Source organism: Sphaerisporangium rhizosphaerae (assembly GCF_042665155.1).
Lineage (GTDB): Bacteria > Actinomycetota > Actinomycetes > Streptosporangiales > Streptosporangiaceae > Sphaerisporangium > Sphaerisporangium rhizosphaerae.
Genome location: NZ_JBHTCG010000123.1, coordinates 1 through 536 on the forward strand (window position 1 = coordinate 1; position 536 = coordinate 536).

1 protein-coding gene is annotated in these 536 nt (G+C 36.9%); it reads left to right on the forward strand.

From position 1 onward, the window contains the following. Positions 1 to 536, forward strand: a 536-nt coding sequence (locus ACFQSB_RS40375; protein ID WP_380832668.1) for a multicopper oxidase domain-containing protein, incomplete at both ends; no start/stop codon positions are given.

Consider the following 536-nt stretch of genomic DNA (forward strand, 5'->3'; position numbering starts at 1 on the left):
CAAGAGTTATTAGCAAAAGTTGGTCTAAAAGAGTCACCATCCACCTTAGTTGGTCAATTAGGTGTGGGCAAGCAGCAACTAGTTGAGATTGCGAAAGCCCTTGCCAAAGAAGTGAAGTTATTGATTCTGGATGAGCCTACTGACGATTTGGATATTGTCACTTTAAATTATGCAATGCTCAAATCTCCCACTAAAACAGTTTTGCCTTCAAGCTCACCAGTAAGGGAATTAAAGTTTGAGCTTACGGGGAATATGAACCGTTATGTGTGGAGTCTTGACAACAAAGTAATTTCTGAAACAGATAAAATTTTAGTGAAGAAAGGAGAGATATTGCGCATTACTCTTTATAATGGTTCAATGATGCGACATCCAATGCATTTACATGGACACGATTTCCGTTTAATTAACGGTCAAGGTGATTACGCTCCGCTGAAAAACGTTGTTGATATTATGCCAATGGAAACAGATACTATTGAATTTTTAGCTAATGAAGAAGGTGATTGGTTTTTTCATTGTCACATTTTGTATCATATGAT